Here is a 22,172-nt window from a genome sequence, read left to right as displayed (position 1 = left end):
ACCGCCGCATATGCTAAAATAAGAGTACAATCAATGTCCCTTGCGTGATTTACGCTTTCTGGAATGCCGGGTCTTCGTACGAGTGGGCTACCCATCCCGCCGGTTCGATGAAGAGGCGGACTGCGACGATTTGCCGGTTTTCCATAAGCGTGAAGAAGTGCGGCTTATGCTCGGGAACGGAGATGACGTCGCCCTCTTCGAGTTCGACGTCGAAGTATCCTACGTCGTCGGACCCTTTAATGATGAAAATTCCGCGTCCCGCTGTGATGGCGCGAACTTCGTCTTCCGTGTGAGTATGGACTTGTTCGAATTTTTTCAGCAGATCTTCCAAGTTCGGGGTTGCATCGGACAACGCTACGATGTCCCATGTCTTGTACCCTCTGCGCTCCGCCAAATCCCGGATTTCGTGGTCGAAGGTCGCAAGAATTTCATTTTTCTCTTCGTCCGACAATACGAATTTGTTTCGGAGATTCTCCGGAAGCTTGTCCGGATTCCAATGTTCGTACAATACTTCTTGGCTCGATAAAAATTCCCTTACATTTTGTTCGCCGGTAATCCGTTCGTTCGTATTTCGAATGCGAATTTCAGCCATCGAAATCCCTCTTTTCTTATAATTGTTCTAATTTAGAATGATTCTAAATTCAATGATCGCTGTCCGTATTATAGAATATTTTACCCGCAATGTCATCCGTTTTTTCAATGTCCTTTTCCAATTCCGAGTATTTTGGTACACTATTGAGCAATACCATCATGGGACGGTGAGCACTGGCTTGAATAAGACCGCATTGGAACAGCAGCTTGAGAAGAAAATATTAATTATAGACGGCGCGATGGGCACGATGATTCAGCAGGCCGATTTGAGCGCGGACGATTTCGGCGGCGAAGCGCTTGAGGGATGCAACGAAATGCTTTGCTTGACGAAACCGGATCTCATTCGGACGATTCACGAGAAATACCTTGAATCGGGCGCCGATATTATAGAGACCAACACGTTCGGTTCTACAAGCGTTGTTCTGGCGGAGTACGATATTTCCGACAAAGCGCGCGAATTGAACTTGGCTGCGGCGCGGCTCGCCGTGGAAGCGGCGAAAAAATATTCGACGCCGGAATGGCCGAGGTTTGTGGCCGGGGCAATGGGACCGACGACAAAGACGTTGTCGGTAACAGGTGGAGTAACGTTTGACGGACTGGTGGAGTCTTATTATGAGCAAGCATTGGCACTCATTGAAGGCGGAGTCGATGCGCTGTTGCTGGAGACGTCGCAAGATACGCTAAACGTGAAAGCGGGGAGTATCGGCATCCGCCGCGCGTTCGAGACGGCCGGCGTGACGCTGCCTATAATGATTTCGGGCACGATCGAACCGATGGGGACAACGCTTGCCGGTCAAAACATCGAGTCGTTCATGGTTTCGCTCGAGCATCTTCACCCCGTATCGATCGGGCTGAACTGCGCTACCGGACCGGAATTTATGAAAGACCACATCCGCACGCTGTCGCAGTTGACGGGAGCCGCCGTATCGTGTTATCCGAACGCGGGACTGCCGGACGAAAACGGGCATTACCATGAATCGCCGGAATCGCTTGCACGCAAGCTTGCCGGATTCGCGGAGCAAGGCTGGCTGAATATCGCGGGAGGCTGCTGCGGTACGACGCCGGAGCATATTCGGGCGCTGTCGCAGGAGCTGGCGCAGTATAAGCCAAGGCAAAGAACCGGTACCCACCCGCCTGCGGTTTCCGGCATTGAGACGGTTTACGTGGAAGAGGATAACCGTCCGCTTATGGTCGGAGAACGAACGAACGTCATCGGATCGCGTAAATTCAAGCGGCTTATATTCGAAGGGAAGCTGGAAGAGGCGTCCGAGATTGCCAGAGCGCAAGTGAAGAACGGAGCGCATATCGTCGACGTGAACCTGCAGGATACGGAGCTCGACGAGAAGCGGGTGATGGAGGACTTTCTTCAGCTTGTTACGAAGAAAGTGAAAGTGCCGCTCATGATCGACTCGACCGATCACGAAGTGATCGAAATCGGATTGAAGCATTCGCAAGGGAAAGCCATCATCAACTCGATCAATTTGGAAGACGGGTTGGAGAGGTTTGATCATGTCGTTCCGCTTATTCATAAGTACGGCGCGGCCGTCGTAGTCGGATTGATCGACGAGAAGGGCATGGCGGTATGGGCGGAAGATAAACTGCGAGTCGCTCAACGGTCGCACGATATTCTCGTAAACCAATACAGCCTCGATCCCCGGGACATTATATTCGACCCGAACGTGTTCCCGGTCGGCTCAGGCGACCCGCAATATGTGGGATCCGCCAAGGCGACGATCGAAGGCATTCGCTTGATCAAGGAGCATTTTCCTCAGTGTTCCAGCATTCTAGGCATCAGCAACGTATCGTTCGGTCTTCCGGAAGCGGGCCGCGAAGTGCTGAACTCCGTATTCTTGTACCATAATACGAAAGCAGGCCTTGGATACGCGATCGTCAATACCGAGAAATTAGAGCGATACGCGTCGATTCCGGAGGAAGAACGGAAGCTTGCCGAGGATCTCATATTCAACACGAACGACGACACGCTCGCCGCTTTCGTCGCGCATTTCCGCGAAAAGAAGGTGGCGAAGAAAGAAAAAACGAGCAATCTCACTCTCGAAGAACGGCTTGCGTCCTACATTATCGAAGGCACGAAGGAAGGGCTTATTCCGGATTTGGATGAAGCTTTGAAGAAATACGCGCCTTTGGAGATCATCAACGGTCCGCTGATGGCCGGCATGGACGAGGTCGGGAGACTTTTTAACAATAACGAACTGATTGTGGCCGAGGTGCTGCAGAGCGCCGAAGCGATGAAAGCGGCCGTTTCGCATCTGGAGCCGTTCTTGGAGAAGTCCGAGTCTTCCGTTAAAGGCAGAATATTGCTTGCGACGGTAAAAGGCGACGTTCACGACATCGGCAAAAACTTGGTTGAAATCATTCTTTCGAATAACGGCTATGAGATTATCAACCTCGGGATCAAGGTGCCGCCGGAGCAGCTTATCGAAGCGTACCGGAGGGAGAAGCCGGACGCGATCGGATTGTCCGGACTGCTCGTGAAATCTGCGCAGCAAATGGTCACTACGGCGCAAGACTTGAAAGCCGCGGGCATCGACGTACCGATCCTCGTCGGCGGGGCGGCGCTTTCAAGAAAATTTACGAAGACGAGAATCGCGCCTGAATACGAAGGGCTTGTGTTGTACGCGAAAGATGCGATGGACGGATTGGATATCGCGAACAAGCTGTCGAACCCGGAAGAGAAAGCGCGCTTGATCCGGGAGCTGAGAGAAGCGAAAGAGTCGGACGTGATGGAAGCGGGACGGAAGGAACGGCCGGCTGCAGACAGCGGCGAGCCACGGGTGTCGAACGTCTCGCGCGATGTGGCGGTACAGGTGCCGAAAGATTTGGAACGCCACGTGCTGCGGGATTATCCGATCGCTCATCTGATGCCATATGTGAATATGCAAATGCTGCTAGGTCATCACCTCGGGCTGAAAGGCAAGGTCGACAAGCTGCTTGCCGACGGAGACCCGAAAGCGACGGAATTGAAACGGACGGTAGATGAAATATTTGCCGATGCGATGAAAGAAGGAACGATCCGGGCGAGCGGAATGTACCGGTTTTACCCGGCGCAATCGAGCGGCAACGATGTGATTGTTTACGATCCGGGAGACCGTTCCAGGGTGCTGCAGACGTTCACGTTCCCGCGGCAGGAAGTCGCGCCGTATTTGTGTCTGGCGGATTACTTGAAGCCTGTGGACAGCGGAACGATGGATTATGTGGGATTCCTGGTCGTGACTGCCGGAAGCGGGATTCGCGAGAAGGCTGAGCGCTACAAGCAGGCGGGGGAATATTTGAAATCGCACGCTCTGCAAGCCGCCGCTCTCGAGACGGCCGAAGCGTTCGCGGAGCGAATTCATCAGATCATGCGCGACGTATGGGGAATACCGGATCCGGCGAACCTGAGCATAGCGGATCTGTTCGGAGCGAAATACCGCGGACAAAGATTTTCGTTCGGCTACCCGGCGTGTCCGAACCTGGAGGATCAGCGCCAGCTGTTCGATCTGATGAAGCCGGAGGATATGGGCGTGGAGTTGACCGATTCGTTCATGATGGAACCTGAGGCGTCGGTTTCGGCGATCGTATTTGCGCATCCCGAGGCGCGATATTTTAATGTAGACAAGGCGGAGTAACGAACGTGGAACTGTATTTTCTGGGCACGGGGGCGGGGATGCCGTCGCGTAAGCGCAACGTGACATCCGTGGCGCTGAATCTGATGCCGGAGCGGGGGACGTTTTGGCTGTTCGATGCGGGCGAGGGGACGCAGCACCAGATGTTATGCTCCCCGCTGAAACCGGGACGCATGGAGTTCGTCTTCGTGACGCACCTGCACGGCGATCATCTGTACGGCTTGCCCGGCATGCTGTCCAGCAGATCTTATCAGGGCGGGGAGTCGCCGCTCACGGTGTTCGGACCGCCGGGTATCAAGCGGTATTTGGATATGACGCTGGAGATAAGCGACACTCACTTGATATACGATATCCTGGTGCGAGAAATCGAAGAGGAAGGGGTCGTCTTCGAAGACGACCAATTCACGGTTACGGCGCTTCGGTTGGAGCACCGGATCGAATCGTTCGGCTACCGAGTGGCCGAACGCGACATCCCGGGCGCGCTCGACAGCGCCCGCTTGAGCCGGGACGGCGTTCCGCCCGGCCCGGTGTACGCGCGCTTGAAGCGCGGCGAAACCGTTACGCTGCCCGACGGGCGCGTAATTAACGGCGCGGACTACGTCTCCGCGCCGGCGAAGGGGCGCACCGTCGCCATATTCGGCGACACGCGCCCGTGCCCCGGCGAGCTCGAGCTCGCCCGCGGGTGCGACGTCATCGTTCATGAGGCGACGTTCAAACACGACCGGCTCGACAAAGCCGTCGCCTACTACCATACGACGGCCGCGCAGGCCGCGGAGCTTGCGTTGAAAGCGGGCGCAGGCTCGCTCATATTATCGCATCTCTCCTCCCGCTACCAAGACGAACAAGTGCACGAGCTGCTGGAAGAGGCGAGAGCGATATTCCCTCAATCGCATGTGGCGGAAGATTTCTGGTCTTTCCCGATCCCGCGGAGCACATGAAAAACACGGTTCCCCCGTCACCGGCGGTTACCGTGTTTTTTGTTTCGCAGCAACTGTTTTTCGGATCAACCCAATCTCACTGCGGTGCCGCTCACCGTCACCATAAGCATGCCTTCGCGAACCACTTCATAGTCGATATCGATGCCGACGACCCCGTTCGCGCCGATCTGGCGCGCATGATCCTTCATCTCTTGGATAGCGATTTCCCTCGCTTCCTTCAGCTTCTGCTCATAGGCGCCGGACCGGCCCCCGACGATGTCGGTGATCGAAGCGAACAAATCCCGGACGATATTCGCCCCCATAATCGCCTCACCTAGTACTACATTAGGGCTAATAAGTGACCATTTCTTTGACTGCCCATTTACCGTTATTATTCTCAATAACGATTCTTTGATACCAAGATTGAACGATTTCTCTTTTTGTAGGCGACTCAAGGTACTTCCAGTTCTCTCGGAGGTTACGGAACATCTCTAAAACATCTTGCGAACTAACCGGGGATTCATTCGTAACCTCTGGGAGATTGGATAGTTCGTCTTGCAACATGCGAACGCGTTCCATCTCCTCATCAATGAGCTTCACATAATCCTCATAAGGTAATTTCTCGTCACCAAAAGCATATTGCCAATTTTTGCGGCGGGTTTCGCTTTTGGATAAATCCCGTTCTATTCGCTTTCGTTCTTTTTGAATATCCGTATCTGCGGCGGGGGCCACCTCTTCTCTTCCCATTTCAATGTTTTGTTCAATCAGTTTCATGTGTTCGAAAAGTAACTTCTCCAGCTTCATTTCAGAAATGTCAGGAGCGGTGCATATTCCTTTCCTCTGCCTTGCGTAGCACCGGTAGTTGTAATAATCTCCGTACTTATGTTTTAAAATTCGGCCATGATACGGATTGCCACACTTGCCGCAGCGTACAATGCCGGAGAACGGGTGGGCATCTCGGGAGGATCGGGGGATTTCCCCCAAACTCCGACGCTTCATTTGCGTCTGTGCCTTGTGAAACGTCACCTCGTCCACAATCGGCGGGTGGCTGCCGTTTTCCACGATTCCGTTCCAAGAGTGCTTTCCGATATAAGTGATATTGCCTAGTATGTATTGAACAATATCTCCGTACCACGATTTTCCCTTGCTGCTTGGGACTTCCTTTAACGTTAATGTTCGGGCGATACGGTCAAACCCCCATTTATCTACGGTGTACCATTTGAATATTTGACGAACCCATTCGGCGTCCTCTTCCACGATTACGAGATTGCCATTGTCATCATACTCATACCCAAACGGGGCGGTAGAACCGTTTCTAAGCCCTTTCTGAGCGCGCTTGGTCATTCCCTTTATAACTTCTTCTTTCAAGTTCTCACGAAACATTTGAGCGAAGATGCCGAGAATATAGATGAACATTCTCCCCATTGGCGTGGAAGTGTCGATGTTCTCACTTAGGGAAATGAGTTTGACGTTTTTTTCGTTTACTAACTCCACCAAATCATATAAATCTGAAATGTTCCGTGTAAGCCTGTCCAACTTATGAACGATGACCGCTTGAAACATGCCGGCCGTAATCCCTTCGATTAATTCCTTTACACCGGGACGGTCCAAGTTTTTAGCGGATACGCCAGGATCGGTATACACGCGAATCAATTCCCATTGCTGCAAACGAACAAATTCAAGTAATCGGTCGTGCTGTGCTTCGAGAGAAAATCCATCTGTTGACTGCCTATCAGTACTTACCCTCGTATAGATTGCTACTCTCATAGTACCTCCTATAGAAAAAGAGAAGCCCGTTAGGGCTTTTTTTAATATCCGTTATCTTCTAGCCATTTTAATAAAGAATATGGCGAGATACCATTTTTAATATTTTCGTTTACAGTTAAATAACCGATAATCTTACCATTAAAAACAATTATAGGTGGCTCACTTGCAAATTTATTAAATGCGCTTTCTGAGGAAAATTTACTCCCATAATCCCCAAACTCGTTCCAAATGCTATCTGATGAAAACTTGCTGCCATACGTACCGAATTCATTAAATACTCCATCGGATTCAAACTCATTTGATGTTAGTATCCCGAGAAATGTTTTTCCGTCGTTTGAATAAAGTTCCGGATATGAAGAAGGAGAAACTTGAGTCTGTGCTGAGCCAGAGTTTGAATTATTCGCTGATTGTTCATTGTAGCGATATTGTTTTAATAATTGGTCAGCAGTAATTTTTCCGGCTTTGAAATCTCTTATGTAATCCGTTAAAACTGAAAGTTCTACATTATTTATATCAATAATTCTTGTGGACTCCGCAGCGGATTTTGCACTTAATGATAATGCTAGATCAAAAACATCGTCCGGCATACTGTCTAATGCGTGATTGTAATAGAAAGTGATCTGTATAAATCCTTTTCCGTCAGATACCATGTCAACAAATTCAAAACCTTTTGAACTTACTTGCTTGGCAATACTTATCGCATCATAATTATTCGCCGTTGAAGATGCCCCATTCGGTAACGTCACATAAACCGTTTGTGTTTTACCCACCCACTCAACTTGAACTCCAAGTTGTTTAAGCATGGAAATCGGGACCATCGTCCGACCTTGATAACTAATGGCCGGCACATCTTGAACGACCAATTCATTACCATTCATGTCTTTCACTTTGATGATCTGATTCCCTTTGTATGTTCCCCACATGCTAGAAGCACTTACCACACCTGCAAACAACATTGATACTGCCAAGACTAATGCAACTTTCTTTTTCATCTTCTTCACCCATGAATGTTCCAGATCGGCTCCGGTATTTGCTATGTAATTAATTGCAACAAATTACCTATAAAATTATAGTTCGAATTATCCGATAATAACAATACTCAATAAATTTCCATGGACAACTTTGGCAGGAAGTTTTATACTGTAGCCACTAACAACTGAAAAAAGACCCAATTCCAAGGTACGCTGGCAGGCTGCTTGGAATTGGGTCTCGGGTACTTATACCCGATAAGATTGTACCACGCTCTGGAAAAGCCTGCCAGAGTTTTTTTGTTTTTTAAGTTCATTTTGTAACCTATGGGTTTCTTTATGCTTCGGGAGCGAGTAGATTATTTCTACTCATGCCCAATGCGCTTACGAAGGAGGGATCACCAGGTATACAGGTCTTCTACATAAACGCCTAATGCGTCCGCGATCAATTTAGAATTGATAAGTGACATTTGATCTTTGTTGTTTTCATAACGTGAAATCATGACCCTAGAAATACCTGTTCTCTTCTCAAGTTCCGCTTGAGTAATCCGCTTCTCCTTTCGTAATTTGCGCAAGAGGCATCTCCCAAAACGGGGATCCATAGGTTACCTCTCGCTATGTAATTTTATGTTGCTATAAGAACTAGTGTTCGGTAAAATGTAACTACCTCCAGACGAGCCGAAGGGGACGTGCTGCCGTTGAAAAAGATTGAGCGTATCCTACATAATGCCGATGACGAATTAATCAAAAAACTTCTCGTGTACTTAATGGAGCACAATCGCGCCCCACAAGTCTACTGCACTTTAGAGAAGATTATTTCTCTATATTCGAATAACTCTCCAAAAACCTTTTAATAAAATCAATATCTTCTTCGGGAAGCTGGCGAATGATTTCAATGGCTTCTTTTTTCTTTTCTGATATTAATTGTTCTCTTATTTCTTCATTAATGACTCCGGCTTCTTTCAATAAATCCTCATAAGGGTAATCATATGCTTTCGCTAATGCTTTTAATGAATCAGGTGACGGACTGATCGGCGCTTTCGTCTTAGGGTGCTTGCCTTGTTCAATTGAATTTATGTAAGAGTGACTTAATCCGCTGCGATTAGCCGCCTCCCTTAACGTAAGTCTACGCTCTTTGCGCAAACCTTTAAGAAAAGCGCCAATATGAGACACAGTTCACACCTCCTTTGTAGAACATGTCATACACAGTGTAATACAAAATATAAAAAAATAACGGAATACATAGTTGACAACAGTTCCTACATGTAGTACATTGTTCTTGTACGACAAATAGCACAAAACGGAGGTGAGCAAATGATAAAAAATAACCTTCAGTTCCTTATCGAATCCAATGGACTTAACGTATCTCAAGTTGCAAAGGATTTGAAGGTGTCTCGTAGCACGATCTACCGCGTTCTGGATGGCAAGCCACCATCAGCAGAATTGATGTTGAAGCTTTCAGATTACTTCAAAAAGCCGGTAAATGACATTTTTTATGCAACAAATGTACGACATGTAGTACAAAAGAAAGGAGCGGCTGTTTAAATGAAACAACGCTATACCGTTCGCAAACATCCTCAAAACAAACATTACTGGTGCGTGTGGGATCGTCAAGAAAACAAAGCCACTGGGCATCCAACCTGGCATAAGCCCGATGTTCAAAATCAATGCTTGCATTTCAATAAACGAAATAAGGCGGTGTGAAAATGAACCTTCAAAGAGTGTTCACCTACAACGGAATCCAGTTTCGAACGATCAGCCGAAACGGAGAACCGTGGTTCGTCTTGAAAGACGTATGCGACGTTCTCGAAATCGACCACATCGCCACAGTAAAACGCAGACTTTCCGATGATGTGGTTTCAAACCACCCCATCCCAGACGCGCTAGGACGGATGCAGGACACGACAATCATTAATGAAGACGGATTGTATGACGTAATCCTCGAAAGCCGTAAACCCGAAGCTAAGGCATTCAGAAAGTGGATTACATCGGAAGTGGTTCCTTCTATTCGAAAACACGGAGCATATATGACCCCGGAAACAATCGAGAAAACACTTACTGATCCTGATTTCATCATTCAGTTAGCAACACGATTGAAAGAAGAAGCAGCAAGAGCTGATGAAGCGCAATTCAAACTCGACCAACAACGTCCACTTGTAGCCTTTGCTGAAACTTGCATGGACAGTGACCGGAACATGTTAGTTCGAGAAGTCGCTAAACTTGCAAGCAAAAACGGAATCATGATCGGCGAGCGACGACTGTACAACAAACTCCGCGAATGGGGCATGGTTTGCCAGAACAGTACTGAGCCTACGCAACGCGCTATGGAACTTGGAATCTTCGAAGTCATCAAAGGTGTGAAACAAACCCCTAAAGGTGCTCGAGATTGGGAAACAACAAAAGTTACTCCAAAAGGACAAGCCTACATCGTTAATCGACTTAGAAAAGAAGCAGCTTAAACAAACCGAAAGGATGTCAAAAAATGAGAAAACAAGATCACGCATATTATGACGGCATAGTAGAAGGTCGGTTGATTGAACACGGATTTTTCGGAATCGGTAAATCAATGTTCGTATGCAGAACCAAAAATTCCTTCTATGTAGTAACTCATCCAGAAGAAGGAGACTCTACACTCGAAGTGTTTCTATCAATTCCACTGGATCAACCAGAAAAAGAAATGGAAATGACCGACTTTGTAGATTTTGTCAGACATAGCGACTACTCATTCCAATCACTAGAAGTTAAAGGCCATATCGATGACATTATCACAGTAGTAAAAATGGCGAAAGCCAACTTCAACTAAGGAGGCATAACCTCATGAACATCATCTCATTCTCAGACAAGCCCTCTCCGTTTGAGCCTGTGTCAATGGAGAAGATTGCTGCTGAACTAGCAAAGAAAGCAGTGTTAGAAGTACGCAAGAACAAGCAACAAGAGAAAGCTACAAAATAAATCCTTAATGGTAATGTAAACCATTCATTTATACCTTACTTATAATAATTTGTTTCTTAAAAGATTGTAAAGACTTATACGGCTCGGGTTATTCGGTCGAATCGAAGCAAAGACGAGGGAGGCGCACAGATGCGCGAATTGAAATTCAGGACTTGGGATAAACGGACACATCAGATGTTTCCGAATGAAATGTTGCTATTGAGTGGCAGGGAGCTTGTTAAATTCGCTAAGCGGATGCGACCTAATATACCGGATATGCAGAACGCAAAAGGTGGACTGTTACTCCCCACTGATGATGAAAATATGGTGTTTATGCAATACACCGGACTAAAGGATAAGAACGGTAAAGAGATTTATGAAAGTGATCGTTTCAAACATGGAAAGAGTATCGGAACGATTGTTTACGAAGGAGACTCCTTCAACATCAAGTGGGATGATCCTAATACAGAATGGTGGAACGATATTTTAAAGAATCATGCGCCTGATGGAGAAGTCATCGGCAATGTTTGGGAACACCCACATCTCTTAGAAGAAGGAGAGAAGGTAAATGGTTAATTACGAAGAGGTTCACAATCTTGTTGGTAAAAAAGTAGTCGCGATTGAACCTGCACTTAATCAATTCATTATCAGTTTCAATGACGGTAGTTCACTCGATATTCAAACAGACGACGAACCCATGTATTGGGAAGTTACAGAATGGGACAAGGAGGATGAAGACGATGCCTAAAGAGGAAATGGACATTGATGTCGCACTATCCACCATGCAAACCATCGCATCGGAATATCAGTTTGTAGAACCGGTAGAGGATGCCGTGAAGTTTCTCGAAGCTGAATTACTTCGCTTATATGCAGAGAATCGCCAATTGAAGAAAGGGGATCAGCATGGAGCTCGTACGGTTGCCTAAGGAGGTTGCAGAAGCGATTGAAGCAATTCGAGATATGGAGACATGCGGTTTAAAGTGGGAATGCAAGCCAATTCGATTGCTTGATAAGGACGTACTTCGAGTGATGGAAGATGATTACGCCCAAATTATCATGATATACCTCAATGAAAGTATCGAGAACACCGCAAAGTATTATTTCGCTGTCACACAGGGGTACGAAGAAGAGCAAACACCAGAGGAAGAACTAGCTTATTTTTACAATGAAATATTAGCAAGCGAAATTCCTCTTTATGGGCCAGATAAACTATCGTTGGAAACTGTGAAAAATGCAAGATTGCAAGCTATTCGCGATACGTTGAATATTCTCAACATCAAAATTCAGGGGGTTAACGACAATGCCTAAAATCTCATCCACTACTCATGTATGGGTAGAACAAAGTGATTTCAAAGTGGACAAGTCCGGAATCCAATTCGGGGAAATGTTCGGTTCAGGAGAGTTTACCTTGTTTATGAAGCCGCAAGATGCAATTAAGTTGGCGCAGGAAATATTGGAGTTTCACAATCGGTTAGACCGTGAGGAAGAGTACCTCCACGAGCTGGATAAAGCCGCAGAAGAAACCAATAAGGAGGTTGCTTAGATGTTGGGAAGAGCAGGAGAGATTAAAATAACTGATGCATTGCACAGTTCTGTGACGGTCAGAGAGTGGATGAAAGATCATCCAAACCACATTGTTCTAGACGTTGTCGCTACAACCGGCGGTGAAGGACCCGACTATTTCTACATCTTCTACAAGGTACCGAGTGGGGAGGGAGAGGAAGAATGAATAGAGAGGAAATATTAGCAATGAAGCCGGGGCGAGAGTTGAACACTTTGATTGCTGAGAAGGTGATGGGTTGGAAAATTCAGAGTTATGATGATCTACCGGATGTAACACCTGAACCGGATTGGGTGAGTGAAAATGTAGTGTTTTGTTCAATGAGCGAATGGGAACCATCCACCGACATATCCGCTGCATGGGAAGTGCTGGAGAAGTCGCGGAAATCCGGCGAAGTTTCTATGTGGACTGACAAAAACGGCAAGTGGGCTTGTGAGATCGGATACTGGATTTACGACGATTGTGACAACGTTCCCGAAGCCATATGCAAAGCTGCTCTACTGGCGGTGATGGAGGAATGACACTCGCCACATTAGCCAAACGTTACCCATCCATGTTTCGCATTCTGCTAAGAAATCAACTACGACTAAACAAACAAAGAGAACAACGTCTCAGAAAAGAGAACGTTGTCCAAATAGAAATTAACCAGTCTCATTATACCACTGCAAAGGTAGCGTGAGAAACATGAAAATACATGAACGTCATGGCTATGTAATTAAGCACTCAGTATACGGACTATATCTCGATAAATCGATGAAACAACATACAGCTTCATTGTTTGGAGCAATCACATTCAGAAGCGAAGCAGAGGCTAATTTTATGCTGAATGATTCTTTATACTACAGACCCGATCATCCAGAGGATTACAAGATTGTACCGACGATTGAAAAGCGCATGGAGAAAGGAGACGAAGACGATGTGCAACAAGTCGGATAGCATCTCAAAGATAGCCGCCGCTCTAGTCGCCTTTAGCGGTGAGGTAAAAGCCATTGAAAAAGATGGGACAAACCCACATTTCCGTTCATCTTATACCACTCTTGACCACATGATCGACGAGACGAAGCCGCTGCTTCACAAACACGGATTAACCGTAATGCAATTCCCTGGTGGAGATGGTGAGCGGATCACGGTTAGGACCATGATCATGCATACATCGGGTGAATGGATTGAATCAGAACCGCTTGTGTTAAAGGCCGTAAAGACGGACCCACAAGGCGCGGGCTCCGCGATAACGTACGCCAGACGTTACAGCTACGCCGCAGCCCTTTCTCTTTCCTTGGGTGACGATGATGACGGAAACGCCGCTTCTCACAGCCCACAGCAAGCCCGTACAACGGCGCAACCGTCGAAACCGCCTTATACACTATCTGCACCGTCAAACGGCTCAAACGTCCAATCTGGAAACCTAGCAAGCGATAAACAACGTAGTGCAATATTCGCCATCAAGAATCAGAAGAACATAAGCGACGATGAATTGAAAGAAATCATCAATGCAAAGTACGGAAAAGACTCATCCAAAGCTCTAACGAGTAAGGAAGCAAGCGAACTGATTGGTTACTTGAGCAGTTACCAAGCACCTGAAACCGTAGGAGTTGGTTCCGATGGACTCCCTTTCTAATCAACCGGCATACACCTACTCCAAAGAAAAACAACTCTCTCAGAAGCGACAGAAGCCCCGTGCAAGGACGCGCGGGGCAATATCACCAAAGGTACGGCAACAGCTAAAGGAACGATCTCAGGGCATTTGTGAGCGTTGTAGACGTGCAGAAGCCGTACATGCTGCTCATATCACCCGAAGATGGAAGCTTGAACGGACGACCGTAAAAGATCTAATCCATTTATGCGTTCCCTGCCATGTCCATTGTGACACGACAAAAGAGGGGCGCGAATATCTGAAAGCGAGGGAGCAGGCGTGATTGGGATAACGGTAATGATCAAAAATGGTGGATACCAAACGGTAAAGATAAGCCCTGAAATGGTTGGGAAATTAGCTATATCGATCAAAGAAAAAGGTTTCGAATATGTGCAGTTATTAAGCGGAGCTATCGAGGTTGTCGGGTTCCTTGTGACAGGAGATCAGACAGGGGATAGAATCATCGTTCTCGGGGAGAAAGCGAGGGAAAACGCATGAAAAATACACCAATTGAGCCACACGGTCATGCATGTGGTTGCTGCTCGCCTATCGGTCAAAAGTTAGATAAGGAAAAGTGGTTAGATGTCGGTTTCGGTTCAGTGGATTTAATCATTAAACAACCGAACGGAAAAGTTCTTTACCGCTCTTACATTGGTGGAATATCAGAGTCAGAAGATCAAGTAACGAAGGTTAAAGATTTGGAGGAAGAATACGGAGCAAAAATGGCGACAGCCGAAATAACCACCTTGTTTTTCAATGCTCCACTGTATGACGCGCTTTATGAATACAACACGGAAGACGGCGAATGGTATTTGATTAAGCAAGGAATGGGATTTGCTTGATTTCGCGGCACAGCCGCCTTCGGTTCGACCGAGTATGCTCAGCCGAAGGCGGGGGCCGAATAAAAATAAGGTAGGTGTAGGGCATGACCAGTACATTAGGAATCCAATGTCCGTTCTGTGGCGAGAAGTTGAAGATGGAAACGTACAGAATGCGTCCGCGTTACGCGTCTACTTGTACGGTATTTTGCGATAACGATAATTGCGAAGTAAAGCCGAGCACGATTGACACAAGCCCATCTAAAGCATTTGCAGATGTTAAAGCATGGGGATACGGAGGGGTTAGGGCATGACCTATATAGACAAAGCGAAGTTGTTGGAGTGGTTACAAAAGGAAGCTGATGATCGGGAAACGTTACGTCACTTGAAGGCAAATAGACTTTCCTACTTGCGAGTGAAGGAACATATCGAATCCGGCACATTCGACCTTCTCACGGACGTAACGGTAGAAGATGCTTCGGAGTACGATGCATACAACTTGAAGTGCGAGTTAGAAGAGGCAGCGGACGTAGATGTAAAAGAGATTGATTTAGAAGCAGTCGAAATCCTTATGAAAACGGCATTATTTCAGGACACTAGAATGGGCGCAAGGATACAGGGATTGGTTGAGTCGTACCGCCAACTTCTCACCAAGTTAGCACTCATCGACAAAGCATACGACGAAGAACTACGACTGATAGAGAAGCTCAATAAGCGTCTCGCAGAGAAGGAAGCGGAAGATGGAAGTTGGAAAGCGATCAGCGAAGCAGTACAACGGGAAAACGCACTGCTTAATGAAAAACTAAATCAAGCGGTGGAAGCGGCAAAGAAAATAGTCGCAACAAAAGAAAATATTCGACCAGACGGCGAAGCGTGGGAGTACATTGGCGAATATAACGAGTGCATCAAGATTGCCCAAACATTTCTGAGATTCATCAAAGAAGGTGAAACCCATGATACATGACATTAAACGAGCCTTAGAAGGCTACCACGGAGACATAAAAGACCGCATCCACTATTCCGAATGGATCAGACGCATGGCCCCGATATGGCTCTCTAATTACGTGAAAGAACATGAATATGTCGTAGAGCAGCTTAAGCGAATCGAGCAAGCTGTAGTACCCGGATACGCTAATCATATCGCATCAGAAACATTACGACAGATCAGGGAGGGAAAGCATGAAACTATGGATGCTACTTCCTGAAAAGATATATCTTGCTTGGTGGAAGAGAAGATTTTTGAAAAAGGGGGCGTGATCCGTGGCCGATGTACAACCGGAGCATGGATTTACAAAGCTTGCTGACGAAATCCTTGAGGCCATGGCAAGGATCAAACTCAGCCCGACACAATACAGGGTGCTATTCGTGGTATGGCGGTATACATACGGATTCAACCGGAAAGAGCACCCTCTTTCCCTCAAATTCATCTCAGAAGCGACCGGCTGCGATAAGCGCCAACTCCAACGAGAGATAACCAAGCTAGAAGAACGTAAGGTTATCACGCAAAAAATCAAAAACGGCGCATACCGGATTATCCAATTCAACAAGAACTATGACGAGTGGATTTTCGAAACCATTGGTGAAACAACCATTGGTGAAATAGACAATGGTGATTCCACCAACGTTGGTGAAACAGTCAATGCCAGCATTGGTGAAATAGACAATGGAACCATTGGTGAAACAGACAACCAAGATATACAAAAGACAACTTTAAAAACAAAACATATATATACCATTTTCGAATTTTGGAACTCAAAAGGGATTATGAAACACCGAAATCTCTCAGACCGAATGAAAAGCGCAATAAACGCACGGTTGGATGATTATTCGGTCGAGGAACTTCAAGAGGCTATAAGCAACTATCATACGATCCTCACTTCGGAATTATATTTCTGGTCATACAAATGGTCGCTATTGGATTTTATGAACGACAAGAACGTGGTCAAGTTCATCACCGAGAACAACCCATTCGAAACATACAGAAAGCAAAGGAGGGGTAACAATGCAGAATATGGGCGCGGCACTCCAGGACATCAAAAGCCGTATTCAAGCGAATCCGATCCCTATGCAGGGAACTACGAAGGAACACCGAGCCTCTTATCTTTGTGAAAAGTGTCAGGACACCGGGACGGTCAACTCTATGCGATGGGTAGAGGATGAAAATTACCACTACAACGGCAAACTCATCCCTTACCAAGTCGCAACGGTCGTTCCGTGCGAATGCCAGTACGACAAGATGTTTAAGCGGTACAACCCAACGGAAACATTCAGTACGGAAGAGAAGAAGCACTTATTCACTACAGCCGAAACGGATCAAGACAACCGGCCTCATTTCGAAATCGCAGCCGACTTTGTACGTCACATCGAGAAATACAAGGAAATCGGACAATGGTTGTACATATTCGGAGACGAGAAACGAGCAAAAGAACTCAGTGACAAAACAGGGCGCGATTACAGCGCATATGGGACAGGGAAGACGTACCTCATGCAATGTATCGCTAACGCTCTGGCTCATCGGAAGATACCGGGGATTTACGTGGACGAAGAAAAGTTGTTCGGGGACATCAAGGCTACATACAGCAAAGGCAGCGACGATAACGAATGGGACGTATTGGAACGGTATTACAGAGTACCGGTGCTGATGATCGACGACATGTTCACGGCACCGTACACGGATTGGTCCGAAGGAAAGTTATTCAGCATTTTAGACCATAGGGTGAACGACAAGAAAATCACAATCATGACGAGCAATTACGCAGTGGGGCGCATCCACCAATTGCTACCGAAGAACGGCGGTAAAATCGCAAGTCGAATCAACGGACAAGCTCGGCTGGTAGAAATGATTGGACCTGACCGACGCGACCGCAAGAAGAAGGGGAAAACGGCATGAGTGATATTGATTACGAAGAACTATGCAGAAAAATCCAAGAAACCATCGAGTGGGAAAAAGATTACTGGTGGGGTGAAGTGGCATGGACTACGCCAAAGCGTTGCAACTTGGAAGAGATATCGCAATTTGGGAGAAACGTCTTGAAAACGAAAGAGACCCCCTAATCAGAAAATCCATAGAGAAAACAATCAGGATACTCAACAAACGGTTGGAATGGGAATGTAACAACGAAACGGAAAACCGCAGAGGTAACGGAGCATGAGAATACAGGAGGCGAGGGAATGAAGGCATTAAGCCTCTTTAGCGGAATAGGCGGAATTGATCTAGCAGGTGAATGGGCCGGCATTGAGACAGTGGCATTTTGCGAACGGGAGCCGTTTTGTCAGAAGGTGCTAAATAAACATTGGCCCCACGTTCCCATATACGACGATGTATGCACACTTACGAAAGAGAGGTTGATAGAGGATGGAATCGGAACAATTGACCTTATTCACGGAGGATACCCTTGCCAGCCTTTTAGTCATGCCGGGAAGCGAGAAGGCGAGAATGATGACCGTCACCTCTGGCCGGAGGTACGCAGACTTATTGAAACCATCAAGCCCCGTTGGTTTGTTGGTGAAAATGTTGCTGGGCACGTCACACTGGGGCTCGACGATGTGTTATCTGACTTGGGAAACATCGGGTACACCGCGCAACCGTTTATTATACCGGCTTGTGCCGTCGATGCCCGACATCGACGAGACAGAGTATTCATTGTTGCCAACGCCAACAGCGCAAGATTCGAAGAACAGCACACTACCACCTTCACAGAAAGAACGGGACTCGATACCAGGATACCTGTTACGACAAATGTTTCCGACACCGCAAGCGAGAGACTATCGTTCGGGGGACGATCCCAACGGACCGAGAGCTCAACGGAAGATCAGACAAGGATGGAGTCCGAATTTGAACGACGTGGTGAAGTTGTGGCCTACCCCGGTGGCGGACGATACGGGGTACAGGAAGAACAAATACGCACAAGGTGGGACAGCTTTAAGCACGGCGGTATCTGGACAGTTGAACCCGACGTGGGTCGAGTGGCTAATGGGATTCCCCATCGGGTGGACAGACTTAAAGCCCTCGGAAATGCAGTTGTCCCACAGCAAATCTATCCCATCTTAGCAGCAATAAAGCAAATCGATGACATGTTGAAGGAGATGAGCGCATGAGTAAAGAGACGGAGTACTTACAGGCATTACTCGAAATTCGCGAAATTGTGACTCGAAAATACATTATCGGTGGAAGTCTCGCAAAAATCCACGACGTTTTGGAAAGGTTTGACCTTGACGCGGCGCAAGCCGCCACCGATTCGACCGAATCAGCCCAAGCCGAATAAAGGAGTTGATATCCCATGTTATCCGTAAATGTTCGCCTTCCACATGACATCGGACCCAAACCACATGGAGAGATCATCATAAGACACATCAGCGAGTATCCACCAGATGAGCAAGAACGCATGATGAGCGCAAGAGATATCAAAGCAGAAACGATGAGAGCAACCGCAGCAGAGAATAAACGAATCAGAGATGATCAACTAAGGCGGTATAAGGAGGGGAAGAGGAAGAATGGCAATTCATGAACTAAAAACGTGGCCGGTACACTTCCGTGATGTGATTAGGCCGAACAAAATGCTTAGAAAAATGGTGGAAATTCGACTGGATGATAGAGGTTACGCCGTTGGCGATACTCTTATCCTGAAAGAGTATCAACCGCATCATGAAGAGTATACAGGTGCTTGGGCAGAAGTGCAGGTATCACACATTCTCAAAGGTTCACCGTGGCTACCCGATGGTTATATAGCAATGTCGATTCATCTTCTAGATTTCGATATTTGATTTTGAAGACTTCGAATCGACCGAAATACTTAGGGGCGTAGCCCCGGAAGCCGAAGGAGGGTATAACCCATGAAAAGAGCTAAACGCCGCTATCAAGCTTATTACAAAGGCAGACCATACGGTGATCCGGTAACAACAGAACAAATGATAACGCTTAGGTCGGTACTGCTTAACGTGAATTTTAAGCCGTTGATTGCGGCGGGGTATAGGGCGATATGATACCGGTAGAGAAGATTCAAGAAGTGATAGAGGACTTTGACAAAAAACATCAGCATCACTTGAAACGATCGAAGAACGCTGTAAGTGATGAAACAAAGTACTGGAACGAAGGGGTTACAGAAGCATTTGACTATGTTCTCAGCAAATTAAGGACGGTGGCCGAAAGTGAAAATAATTATACCCGGAACCCTACCAAGCCTTAACGAAATCATAGACGCCGCAAAAGGACACTGGAACAACTATCGCGAGATGAAAGAGAATTCCACGCACTACGTGGCATGGCATGCACAGAACTTGCAACCTATCCAAACCGCAGACCTAACCATCACATGGTATTGCCCGAATAAGCGAAAGGATAAAGACAACATCATGGCGGGCGTAAAATTCATCCTGGATGGATTACAAAAGGCAGGAAAGATCAAAAATGACGGTTGGTCTGAAATCCGAAATATCACGCATCGATTCGAAATCGATAAGTTAGAGCCGAGGGTAGAAATCGAGATTATCGAAGTCAACGAGGAAATCGCATGAACGACGACCTGGATACAGCAAGAGGAATGTTTAACGGCTGTGTCTTCAGTTCATTGCTATGGATTGTGATAATTAATATCGGGAGGTGGTTACTATGATCGAAGTATACGAACTCGAACGAGCCATTTTGGAGGGAAAGAATCCTGTTGTATCTCGTACGCACGTCCTGAAGCTCTTAGAAGGCTACCACAGCCGTGAAAAAGTTTTGATAGGGGTAATAGATGGTCTAATGACACAGGCCGCGAGAGGCGAATTTACGGCTTCTGACGATGTTCAAAGAAAATGGGTAGATAAATTAATTAAAGAATTAGCGTAAAGAATACGTAAAAACCGCATAAAATCAACGTTTTTTACTAGTTTGTAATGAGATTATAGTGTATAATTATAGGTAAATAGATCAGGATATAACACATTTGTAAATAAATTAATAAACGGAGGTTAAACAATGAGCGTATTTGAACAAATCGAAAAGTTGCGGGAAGAAATCGACGAGATCAACGGGAAAGAGACGCTATCTCAGGACGACATTGACCGTCGAAACTTACTCATGAACCAATTGAGCGAGAAGGAATGGGAGATTCAGCAGAATCAGCAGCATGAGGAACGGGTACAGCAATCGGTTGAAGCCGTGGTTAACACATGGGACGCGGTAGAGATTGAGGGTTTGCCACTTAGGAGTCTTTTTGCCGGAGAAGCACAGTATCAGTTGGTGAGCATTTGGTTCAAGAATCAAATTGCTGACCAAGCAGATGGATTCTCGAAGCAAATCCAGAGTGAACAGCTAGAAAGCAAGCGACTACGAGACGAGTTGAAGGAGCAAGAAGGAATCATATCCGCGTTAAAGGACGAGAGTTATCAAGCCAAACTTGAACGCGATCAAGCGATTCAATATCGGGATAACGCATTCGCACAATTGGAAGAAGCACGGGCCGAGGTTGAGCGCTTGAATGATCAGGTGGACGACCTCCGCAAAGAAATCGCAGTCGGCGCACGTAACGCATACAAGGTAACCAATCTGCAAGACACGAAAGAGCTTGCGGCACAAATCAGAGCAAGTCTCATCCCGGTAACGTTGATGGAACAGGCGGACATGTTGGGTAAACAATTCCGCGTCATCTTGGCGGAAACTGGTGAGGAAAGAGCTGTACCTTTCTTGGAGAAAGGCAAATACAGACTCGTTGATGCTCAGGAGGCAGCCGAAGTTGCAGAGCGATTTCGTCAAGCCCAAGTGGAACTTCCTGCAAGCGATAGTTCGGAAGCTGTGGCCGAACCTGTAACCTTTCAAGTCGAACCGCCGCAAGTTGAGTTTGGCGGAGTGGATGGAATACTCGGAAATGGAGAGCAAGAGACTGTCGGAGGAGAAGGAACGGCAGATACGAATGCTGGCCCTGTCACGAGAGAAGAATTCGAAGAACTCGCGCAAAGAGTAGCAAGGATTGAAAAACATGCGAATTTACCAGAGGCGGTGTGAGCGTGGACGAAGAATTGAAAAAACGTTGGGAAGACGCAATAGAGAATGCCCGCTTTATGCTTGAAGAATACAAGAAGATTCCAACAGGTGCATTTGGTGCAACGTTAATCGCACAAGCTATTACCCGATATGAAAATGGGGAGCGCACACAGGAATTGTTGGAAGAACTCGAAGGGATTCAGTGAGGGGCGCACTAGCGCCTCTTTCTATAAGGGTGATGATATGAAGATGACATTTATCAATGTGTTACAGGGAAATCCGTACGAATCAAAAATCAAATACGTATGCAGTTGCGGATCGGAGTCGTTTCATGTATTTATGCGCTACAAATCAAAAAACATCGAGAGATTCAGATGCAATGAATGCAATAAAACATAT

Annotated in this window: 36 protein-coding genes; 30 read left to right on the top strand and 6 right to left on the bottom strand. The window is 46.8% G+C overall.

Features of this window, described 5'->3' with window-relative positions; genetic code table 11:
• Positions 1–49 precede the first annotated feature (49 nt).
• Positions 50–592, bottom strand: coding sequence for a 1,2-dihydroxy-3-keto-5-methylthiopentene dioxygenase (locus JET16_RS05425; RefSeq protein WP_199614717.1), 543 nt, complete (start codon positions 590–592; stop codon positions 50–52).
• A gap of 238 nt (positions 593–830) precedes the next feature.
• On the opposite strand from JET16_RS05425, the gene metH reads away from it, so the two are divergent.
• Entirely contained in the window at positions 831–4,217 is a 3,387-nt protein-coding gene (metH, locus tag JET16_RS05420; protein ID WP_407673093.1) for a methionine synthase, read from the top strand.
• Positions 4,218–4,222: 5 nt separating this feature from the next.
• The gene (gene rnz / locus JET16_RS05415; protein WP_199614715.1) at positions 4,223–5,152 is read left to right on the top strand and encodes a ribonuclease Z; all 930 of its coding nucleotides are present in this window, start codon (positions 4,223–4,225) and stop codon (positions 5,150–5,152) included.
• A gap of 65 nt (positions 5,153–5,217) precedes the next feature.
• Here the strand turns inward: rnz and JET16_RS05410 are convergent, their stop codons facing one another.
• From JET16_RS05410 to JET16_RS05390, 5 genes are all read right to left on the bottom strand, one after another.
• Complete coding sequence (locus JET16_RS05410; protein ID WP_233531079.1) at positions 5,218–5,532, bottom strand: YbjQ family protein; 315 nt, start codon at positions 5,530–5,532, stop codon at positions 5,218–5,220.
• Complete coding sequence (locus JET16_RS05405) at positions 5,483–6,898, bottom strand: recombinase family protein (RefSeq protein ID WP_199614713.1); 1,416 nt, start codon at positions 6,896–6,898, stop codon at positions 5,483–5,485. The genes JET16_RS05410 and JET16_RS05405 overlap by 50 nt, the downstream gene beginning before the upstream one ends.
• A gap of 41 nt (positions 6,899–6,939) precedes the next feature.
• Positions 6,940–7,890, bottom strand: coding sequence for a stalk domain-containing protein (locus tag JET16_RS05400; RefSeq protein ID WP_199614712.1), 951 nt, complete (start codon positions 7,888–7,890; stop codon positions 6,940–6,942).
• A 374-nt stretch (positions 7,891–8,264) separates the two neighbouring features.
• Complete coding sequence (locus JET16_RS05395) at positions 8,265–8,468, bottom strand: helix-turn-helix transcriptional regulator (protein ID WP_199614711.1); 204 nt, start codon at positions 8,466–8,468, stop codon at positions 8,265–8,267.
• Between the two features lie 211 nt (positions 8,469–8,679).
• Complete coding sequence (locus JET16_RS05390; protein WP_199614709.1) at positions 8,680–9,039, bottom strand: helix-turn-helix domain-containing protein; 360 nt, start codon at positions 9,037–9,039, stop codon at positions 8,680–8,682.
• Positions 9,040–9,180: 141 nt separating this feature from the next.
• On the opposite strand from JET16_RS05390, the gene JET16_RS05385 reads away from it, so the two are divergent.
• The 28 genes from JET16_RS05385 to JET16_RS05255 all read left to right on the top strand — a co-directional run bounded on the left by JET16_RS05385 (position 9,181) and on the right by JET16_RS05255 (position 21,979).
• On the top strand, positions 9,181–9,411 hold the full coding sequence (locus tag JET16_RS05385) for a helix-turn-helix transcriptional regulator (RefSeq protein WP_199614708.1): 231 nt from the start codon (positions 9,181–9,183) through the stop codon (positions 9,409–9,411).
• Positions 9,412–9,570 (top strand): hypothetical protein, encoded by a 159-nt coding sequence (locus JET16_RS05380; protein ID WP_199614707.1) that lies wholly within the window; start codon positions 9,412–9,414, stop codon positions 9,568–9,570.
• A 2-nt stretch (positions 9,571–9,572) separates the two neighbouring features.
• Positions 9,573–10,325 carry a phage antirepressor gene (locus JET16_RS05375; RefSeq protein WP_199614706.1) on the top strand — a complete coding sequence of 251 codons (753 nt, stop codon included), beginning with the start codon at positions 9,573–9,575 and terminating at the stop codon, positions 10,323–10,325.
• A 23-nt stretch (positions 10,326–10,348) separates the two neighbouring features.
• On the top strand, positions 10,349–10,669 hold the full coding sequence (locus tag JET16_RS05370) for a hypothetical protein (protein WP_199614705.1): 321 nt from the start codon (positions 10,349–10,351) through the stop codon (positions 10,667–10,669).
• Positions 10,670–10,683: 14 nt separating this feature from the next.
• Positions 10,684–10,818, top strand: coding sequence for a hypothetical protein (locus JET16_RS30500; RefSeq protein WP_267908656.1), 135 nt, complete (start codon positions 10,684–10,686; stop codon positions 10,816–10,818).
• A gap of 129 nt (positions 10,819–10,947) precedes the next feature.
• On the top strand, positions 10,948–11,373 hold the full coding sequence (locus tag JET16_RS05365; protein ID WP_199614704.1) for a YopX family protein: 426 nt from the start codon (positions 10,948–10,950) through the stop codon (positions 11,371–11,373).
• The gene (locus tag JET16_RS05360) at positions 11,366–11,545 is read left to right on the top strand and encodes a hypothetical protein (protein ID WP_199614702.1); all 180 of its coding nucleotides are present in this window, start codon (positions 11,366–11,368) and stop codon (positions 11,543–11,545) included. The genes JET16_RS05365 and JET16_RS05360 overlap by 8 nt, the downstream gene beginning before the upstream one ends.
• Positions 11,538–11,723, top strand: coding sequence for a hypothetical protein (locus tag JET16_RS05355; RefSeq protein ID WP_199614700.1), 186 nt, complete (start codon positions 11,538–11,540; stop codon positions 11,721–11,723). The genes JET16_RS05360 and JET16_RS05355 overlap by 8 nt, the downstream gene beginning before the upstream one ends.
• Entirely contained in the window at positions 11,701–12,105 is a 405-nt protein-coding gene (locus tag JET16_RS05350) for a hypothetical protein (RefSeq protein ID WP_199614698.1), read from the top strand. The genes JET16_RS05355 and JET16_RS05350 overlap by 23 nt, the downstream gene beginning before the upstream one ends.
• Positions 12,098–12,340 (top strand): hypothetical protein, encoded by a 243-nt coding sequence (locus tag JET16_RS05345; protein WP_199614697.1) that lies wholly within the window; start codon positions 12,098–12,100, stop codon positions 12,338–12,340. The genes JET16_RS05350 and JET16_RS05345 overlap by 8 nt, the downstream gene beginning before the upstream one ends.
• Complete coding sequence (locus tag JET16_RS05340; protein ID WP_199614695.1) at positions 12,341–12,526, top strand: hypothetical protein; 186 nt, start codon at positions 12,341–12,343, stop codon at positions 12,524–12,526. It abuts the gene before it with no gap.
• Positions 12,523–12,879, top strand: coding sequence for a BC1872 family protein (locus JET16_RS05335; RefSeq protein ID WP_199614694.1), 357 nt, complete (start codon positions 12,523–12,525; stop codon positions 12,877–12,879). The genes JET16_RS05340 and JET16_RS05335 overlap by 4 nt, the downstream gene beginning before the upstream one ends.
• 163 nt (positions 12,880–13,042) lie before the next feature.
• The gene (locus JET16_RS05330; RefSeq protein WP_199614693.1) at positions 13,043–13,294 is read left to right on the top strand and encodes a hypothetical protein; all 252 of its coding nucleotides are present in this window, start codon (positions 13,043–13,045) and stop codon (positions 13,292–13,294) included.
• Positions 13,275–13,976 carry an ERF family protein gene (locus tag JET16_RS05325; RefSeq protein WP_199614692.1) on the top strand — a complete coding sequence of 234 codons (702 nt, stop codon included), beginning with the start codon at positions 13,275–13,277 and terminating at the stop codon, positions 13,974–13,976. Before JET16_RS05330 ends, JET16_RS05325 begins: the two co-directional genes overlap by 20 nt.
• Before the next feature lie 294 nt (positions 13,977–14,270).
• A complete protein-coding gene (locus JET16_RS05320) occupies positions 14,271–14,489 on the top strand; it encodes a hypothetical protein (RefSeq protein WP_325176619.1) in 219 nt (72 codons plus the stop codon).
• Entirely contained in the window at positions 14,486–14,833 is a 348-nt protein-coding gene (locus tag JET16_RS05315; RefSeq protein WP_199614691.1) for a hypothetical protein, read from the top strand. Before JET16_RS05320 ends, JET16_RS05315 begins: the two co-directional genes overlap by 4 nt.
• 286 nt (positions 14,834–15,119) lie before the next feature.
• A complete protein-coding gene (locus JET16_RS05310) occupies positions 15,120–15,773 on the top strand; it encodes a hypothetical protein (RefSeq protein WP_199614690.1) in 654 nt (217 codons plus the stop codon).
• A 296-nt stretch (positions 15,774–16,069) separates the two neighbouring features.
• Positions 16,070–16,918: a replication protein gene (locus JET16_RS05305; protein WP_199614689.1), complete on the top strand. Its 849-nt coding sequence runs from the start codon at positions 16,070–16,072 to the stop codon at positions 16,916–16,918.
• 31 nt (positions 16,919–16,949) lie between these two features.
• Positions 16,950–17,699: an ATP-binding protein gene (locus JET16_RS05300; protein ID WP_199614687.1), complete on the top strand. Its 750-nt coding sequence runs from the start codon at positions 16,950–16,952 to the stop codon at positions 17,697–17,699.
• The gene (locus JET16_RS05295; protein ID WP_199614686.1) at positions 17,696–17,863 is read left to right on the top strand and encodes a hypothetical protein; all 168 of its coding nucleotides are present in this window, start codon (positions 17,696–17,698) and stop codon (positions 17,861–17,863) included. Before JET16_RS05300 ends, JET16_RS05295 begins: the two co-directional genes overlap by 4 nt.
• Positions 17,864–17,980: 117 nt before the next feature.
• Complete coding sequence (locus tag JET16_RS05290; RefSeq protein ID WP_199614685.1) at positions 17,981–18,907, top strand: DNA cytosine methyltransferase; 927 nt, start codon at positions 17,981–17,983, stop codon at positions 18,905–18,907.
• Positions 18,904–19,074 carry a hypothetical protein gene (locus JET16_RS05285; RefSeq protein WP_199614684.1) on the top strand — a complete coding sequence of 57 codons (171 nt, stop codon included), beginning with the start codon at positions 18,904–18,906 and terminating at the stop codon, positions 19,072–19,074. Before JET16_RS05290 ends, JET16_RS05285 begins: the two co-directional genes overlap by 4 nt.
• A gap of 229 nt (positions 19,075–19,303) precedes the next feature.
• Positions 19,304–19,573, top strand: a complete 270-nt coding sequence (locus tag JET16_RS05280) for a DUF3850 domain-containing protein (RefSeq protein ID WP_199614683.1) — start codon at positions 19,304–19,306, stop codon at positions 19,571–19,573.
• A 69-nt stretch (positions 19,574–19,642) separates the two neighbouring features.
• Positions 19,643–19,792, top strand: coding sequence for a hypothetical protein (locus JET16_RS05275; RefSeq protein ID WP_199614682.1), 150 nt, complete (start codon positions 19,643–19,645; stop codon positions 19,790–19,792).
• A 165-nt stretch (positions 19,793–19,957) separates the two neighbouring features.
• Positions 19,958–20,323 carry a RusA family crossover junction endodeoxyribonuclease gene (locus tag JET16_RS05270; RefSeq protein ID WP_199614681.1) on the top strand — a complete coding sequence of 122 codons (366 nt, stop codon included), beginning with the start codon at positions 19,958–19,960 and terminating at the stop codon, positions 20,321–20,323.
• Between the two features lie 94 nt (positions 20,324–20,417).
• Complete coding sequence (locus JET16_RS05265) at positions 20,418–20,639, top strand: hypothetical protein (protein WP_199614680.1); 222 nt, start codon at positions 20,418–20,420, stop codon at positions 20,637–20,639.
• 129 nt (positions 20,640–20,768) lie between these two features.
• The gene (locus JET16_RS05260; protein WP_199614678.1) at positions 20,769–21,794 is read left to right on the top strand and encodes a hypothetical protein; all 1,026 of its coding nucleotides are present in this window, start codon (positions 20,769–20,771) and stop codon (positions 21,792–21,794) included.
• Between the two features lie 2 nt (positions 21,795–21,796).
• Positions 21,797–21,979: a hypothetical protein gene (locus tag JET16_RS05255; protein ID WP_199614676.1), complete on the top strand. Its 183-nt coding sequence runs from the start codon at positions 21,797–21,799 to the stop codon at positions 21,977–21,979.
• The last annotated feature ends 193 nt before the right edge of the window (positions 21,980–22,172 follow it).

It is taken from the genome of Paenibacillus alkalitolerans, assembly GCF_016482785.1.
GTDB classification, from domain to species: Bacteria; Bacillota; Bacilli; order Paenibacillales; family YIM-B00363; genus Paenibacillus_AE; species Paenibacillus_AE alkalitolerans.
Note: the sequence above shows the minus strand (reverse complement) of the source record. Positions and strands in the feature narration are given on the sequence as shown.